This is a genomic window from Desulfovibrio sp. 1188_IL3213 (assembly GCF_036763145.1).
Taxonomy (GTDB): Bacteria; Desulfobacterota; Desulfovibrionia; order Desulfovibrionales; family Desulfovibrionaceae; genus Desulfovibrio.
Genome location: NZ_JBAIYR010000149.1, coordinates 1 through 5152, shown reverse-complemented (window position 1 = coordinate 5152; position 5152 = coordinate 1). Strand labels below are relative to the sequence as shown.

Below are 5152 nucleotides of genomic sequence, written 5' to 3'. Positions count from 1 at the left end.
CTGCCGCAAGGCCGGCGGCAAGCCTCCGGCCCGGCGGGCATGTCGCCCATCTGTCCGGCCAGCACGCTCAACAGTTCTGCCGGAGTGATCACGCCCACCACGCTGCCGTATTCATCCCGCACGAAGGAAAGAGGCGTGGGATGCGTACGGAAATCCTCCATAATCACATGCAGGGGCGTGTGCTCAAAAATCGTGGGCGCTGGCCGGATGTAGGACTTGAGATCCCACTTGCCGTCGGGCGAGCAGTCGCCGCGCTCAAGGATATCGCCGGGGTGTACCACGCCGAGCACTTCATCCGTATCTCGTCGCAATACGGGCAGCCAGGCCAGGCGCGACGCGGCGGCATACCGGCTCACGGTTTTGCGGTCGGCATTGCTGTCCAGCCAGTTCACGCGCTGGCGCGGAATCATGATGAAACGCGCCGTGCGCCCGCCAAGGCGTATGACCCGGGCCAGCATATCCCGCTCTTTGGGCGCGAAAAGCTGTTCTTTTTCGCCTCCGGCCAGAGCCGCCGCATCAAGCTGGGCGTCACCCTGCCCCGGAGCGTTGCCACCAAGGATATTCAGGATCACGCGGGCCGTGGATTCGCGCATGTCGCGCATGCTGAAGCGTCTGCGCCGGTTGCGCAGCGCCCACTGGTTGCACGCTTCCACCATGATGGAAAAAACAATGGCCGCGTACATATAGCCCTTGGGGATATGAAAACCCAGGCCGTCGGCCAGCAGGCTCAGGCCGATCATCAGCAGAAAACCGAGGCACAGCACGATGACCGTGGGATGCCGCTCCATAAAGTTGAGCAGGGGAGCCGCTGCCAGCAGCATGATGCCCATAGCGATGACCACTGCCAGCATCATGACGGTGACGTGCTCCACCATGCCCACGGCCGTGATGATGGAATCAAGAGAAAAGACGGCGTCCAGCACCACTATCTGAAAAATGACCTGCCAGAAATCCGCGTGATGGCCCGAATCACCGGCGTACCGGCCGCTATGGCCCTCAAGCCGGTCATGCAGCTCCATTGTTCCCTTGAGCAGCAGAAACACGCCCCCGGCCATCAGTATAAGGTCGCGGGCGGCAAAGCCGTGGCCCCCCAGCTCAAACAGGGGGGTTGTCAGCGTTGCCAGACGCGCCATGACCGTAAGCAGCAGCATGCGCATGAGCAGGGCCAGGCCAAGGCCCACCAAAAAAGCCTGTCGCTTGCGTTCACCGGGCAGACGCCCCACGAGAATGGAAATAAAAACCAGGTTGTCCACCCCAAGTACCACTTCAAGCAGCACAAGCGTGCCCAGGCCAGCCCAGGCGGAAAGGTGTGTGACCCATGAAAAGTCGAACATAATGTCACGCTCCGGGGCGGTTGCCCCTTCTTGCGGAATGACGGATGCGGCGGCCCATGCCCGGCCCCCTAAAAAAGACAAAAGAGGGCCGAAAGCCCCCTTTTGTCAGTAAATTTCCGTTGCCTCGGGCATCGGGTGGTTTTCAGCTTCCGGTGCAAGGCACAGGACGCGCCGGACGTGGCCGAAAAGCAGAAAACCTGAATGCCGCTGCAGGCACGCGCCCAAAGGCGCCCGGCATGTGGCCGGACCAGTCGCCTGGTCCGGCTCGGGAAAGTCAGATGCCATTACTCGGCAGCGAGCTGGATGCGTTCAAAGCCGGTAACAGTGATTTCATCGCCCACGGCCTTGCCCGTTTCACGAACGATATCGGCGATGGTCTTCTTGTCGTCGCGGATATAGGGCTGTTCCATAAGGCACACTTCCTTCTGGAACTTTTTAACCGCGCCGTCAGCAATCTTGTCAACGATATTGGCGGGCTTGCCTTCTTCCAGGGCCTTCTGGCGGTACACTTCGCGTTCGCGTTCCACAGCGGCCTGGTCAAGGCTTGCGGCGTCAAGCGCCATGGGGCTGGCAGCAGCCACCTGCATGGCGATATTTTTGGCGAGTTCCTGCACTTCGGGCTTGTCGGCGCTTTCGGCCTTGCCGCAGGTCAGGAAGGTCAACACGCCGATCTTGCCGTTGGCGTGGATATACTGGCCCACCAGGGAGCTTTCGCCGGGCTTGGTGTGATGGGCAAATTTGCCGAGCTGCATGTTTTCGCCCACAGAGGCGATGAGCTGGGTCACTTCTTCACCCATAAGGGCTTCAAGGGCAACGGCGTCGGCGGGGGCATTGTCCAGCACGCTTTTAGCCACCTTGGCGGCCATGGCCTGGAACTGGTCACCGCGGGCCACAAAGTCGGTTTCGCACAGCAGCGAAGCCATAGCCACGGTTTTGCCGTCATCGCTCAGGGCCACGGTTACAAGACCTTCACTGGTGGCGCGGCCGGATTTTTTGGCAGCCTTCGCCATGCCCTTCTGGCGCAGCCAGTCAACGGCCTTTTCCAGGTCGCCTTCCACTTCCACCAGGGCTTTCTTGCAGTCCATCATGCCCGCGCCGGTCATTTCACGCAGTTCTTTCACCATCTGAGCAGTGATAGCAGCCATTGTATTCTCCAAATGCGTCCGGCCTGCAGCCGGAGTTATCAAAATTACTTCTTGAATTGCAGAATTGCATCCAAAACGGGGCAGCGCAGCCATAAATCAGGTTGCGCTGCCCCCAGGAATGCGAAAGCAGAAAGCCGGCTATTGGGCGGGAGCAGCTTCGGCAGCGGCGGCCTTTTGCATGGCTTCTTCAGCGTTGGCGGTTTCGCCCTTGTGGTCTTTGCCCATGGCTTCGCCTTCCATGCAGGCTTCGGCGAAAGCGGCCACAAACAGCTTGATGGCGCGGATGGCGTCATCGTTGCCGGGGATGATGTAGTCGATGACATCAGGGTCGCAGTTGGTGTCGGTGACAGCAACAATCGGGATGCCGAGCTTGCGGCATTCCTTGACGGCGATGTCTTCGCGATGGGGGTCGATGATAAAAGCGATCTGGGGCAGACGCTCCATATTCTTGATACCGCCGAGGGTTTCTTCCAGCTTGGCAAGCTCGCGTTCCAGAAGCAGGATTTCCTTTTTCTGGTAGCGGTTGATGCTGCCGTCGGCAAACATGGCTTCAAGCTTCTTCAGGCGGTCAACGCTCTTCTGAATGGTGACAAAGTTGGTGAGCGTGCCGCCCATCCAGCGATTGGTCACAAAAAACTGCCCGGCGCGACCGGCTTCGGCGGCCACGGCCTCCTGGGCCTGGCGCTTGGTGCCGATGAAAAGAACCTTGCCGCCCTTGGCCACAACGTCCACCACTTTGTCGTGGGCAATGCGGAAGAGCTTCACGGTCTGCTGCAGGTCGATGATATGGATGCCGTTGCGCGCGCCGAAAATGTAAGGACGCATCTTGGGGTTCCAGCGGCGGGTCTGGTGACCGAAGTGCACGCCGGTTTCCAGCATTTGCTTCATGCTGACGTAAGCCATGGGGATTCCTCCAAAGGGTTGTTTTCTTCCACCCACGCCCTGACCCTGCAACCCGGCGTTGCGCCTGAAGCGCAAAAAAGAACGCCGCCACACGCGACATTCCGCCGGGCACCCCGGGCCGCTGCCTGGGTGTGCTTGATGGAAAGGGTGTACATACATGATCACTGTAGGCTTGGCAAGCGCCGACGCGCCCTTTCCGCCCAAAAAACGGCCTGCGTGCAGCCCCTTTTCAAAGCCTGAAGCAGCCCTTATAGTTGGTGTTCATCTGCCGCAAAAATACAAGAAAAAATATCCGCAGGAAAAAACATGAACAACTACGGCTTTACCCTGATCACCGAACAGCAGTTGCGCGAAGTGGACGGCTCCGCCCGTCTGTGGCGGCACGAAGCCACCGGCGCACAGTTGCTTTCCATCAGCAATACGGACGAAAACAAGTGCTTTGGCGTGAGCTTTCGCACGCCGCCCACCGATTCTACCGGCGTGGCCCACATTCTGGAACACTCCGTCCTCTGCGGGTCTGACAAATACCCCGTCAAGGAACCGTTTGTGGAGTTGCTCAAAGGCTCCTTGCAAACCTTCCTCAATGCCTTCACCTTTCCGGACAAAACCTGCTATCCGGTGGCAAGCTGCAATCTGCGCGACTTTTACAATCTTATCGACGTCTATATTGACGCCGTTTTTCACCCGCGCATCAACGAAGACATCTTCAAGCAGGAAGGCTGGCATGTGGACGCGCCCTCCGCGGACGGCCCCTGGGCCTACAAGGGCGTTGTCTATAATGAAATGAAGGGCGTCTATTCCTCGCCGGACTCCGTGCTTGCCGAGCAGAGCCAGCAGGCCCTTTTCCCCGACACGCTGTACAGCCTTGATTCCGGGGGCAACCCCCAGTGCATCCCCGACCTCACCTACGAGGCTTTTCGCGACTTCCACAGCCGCTACTACCACCCGAGCAACGCCCGCTTTTTCTTCTGGGGCGATGACCCGGAAGCGGAACGGCTGCGCATTGCGGGCCAAGCCCTTGAACAGTACGCGGCGCGCCCGGTGGATTCCACCGTTCCCCTTCAGGCCCGCATCGACACGCCGCGCCATATCGAAGTTCCCTACGCGGCTTCCGAAGGCGAAAAACGCGCCCTGTTCACGGTCAACTGGCTGCTTGGCGAACGCGGCGACGTGAATCAGGCCCTGCTGATGGAAATGCTTGAGCACATCCTTGAGGGGCTGCCCGGCTCTCCCCTGCGCAAGGCGCTCATCGCCTCCGGCCTTGGCGAAGACACCACGGGCTGCGGGCTGGAAACCGACCTGCGCCAGATGTACTACTCCACCGGCCTCAAGGGCGTGGCCCCCAGAGACGTTCCGGCGGCCGAAGTGCTCATTTTTGAAACCCTGGCGCAACTGGCCGAAGAAGGCATCCCGGCGGCCGCTGTGGAAGCCGCCGTCAATACCGTGGAATTCGCCTATCGCGAAAACAATTCCGGCCGCTTCCCGCGCGGGCTTTCAGCCATGATCCAGTCACTGTCCACCTGGCTGTATGACGGCGATCCCCTGGCCCCGCTGGCGTGGGAGGCCCCGCTTGCCGCACTGAAAAAACGCATCAAGGCAGGCGAACCCGTATTCGAGCAGGCCATAAAAGACTGGTTCCTGAACAACAACCATCGCGCCACCGTGGTGCTGCTGCCGGATACAGGTCTTGGCAAAGCCCGTGACGCGGCGGAAAAAGCCCGTGTGGACGCCGTGCAGGCCGCAGCCGGCCCTGCAGAACGCGCGGCCGTG

4 protein-coding genes are annotated in these 5152 nt (G+C 60.2%); 1 reads left to right on the top strand and 3 read right to left on the bottom strand.

The annotated features are described in order from the left end of the window. The 3 genes from V6C16_RS07575 to rpsB all read right to left on the bottom strand — a co-directional run. Positions 1 to 1334 (bottom strand): TerC family protein (locus tag V6C16_RS07575; RefSeq protein ID WP_333542964.1); only part of this gene is annotated, 1334 nt, incomplete at its 3' end. Positions 1335 to 1618: 284 nt separating this feature from the next. Continuing rightward, a complete protein-coding gene (gene tsf / locus V6C16_RS07570) occupies positions 1619 to 2479 on the bottom strand; it encodes a translation elongation factor Ts (RefSeq protein WP_333536930.1) in 861 nt (286 codons plus the stop codon). Between the two features lie 138 nt (positions 2480 to 2617). Further along, on the bottom strand, positions 2618 to 3382 hold the full coding sequence (gene rpsB / locus V6C16_RS07565; RefSeq protein ID WP_333536931.1) for a 30S ribosomal protein S2: 765 nt from the start codon (positions 3380 to 3382) through the stop codon (positions 2618 to 2620). 306 nt (positions 3383 to 3688) lie between these two features. Between rpsB and V6C16_RS07560 the strand changes: the two genes are divergently transcribed. Beyond that, a partial coding sequence (locus V6C16_RS07560; protein ID WP_333542963.1) for an insulinase family protein occupies positions 3689 to 5152 on the top strand: 1464 nt, incomplete at its 3' end.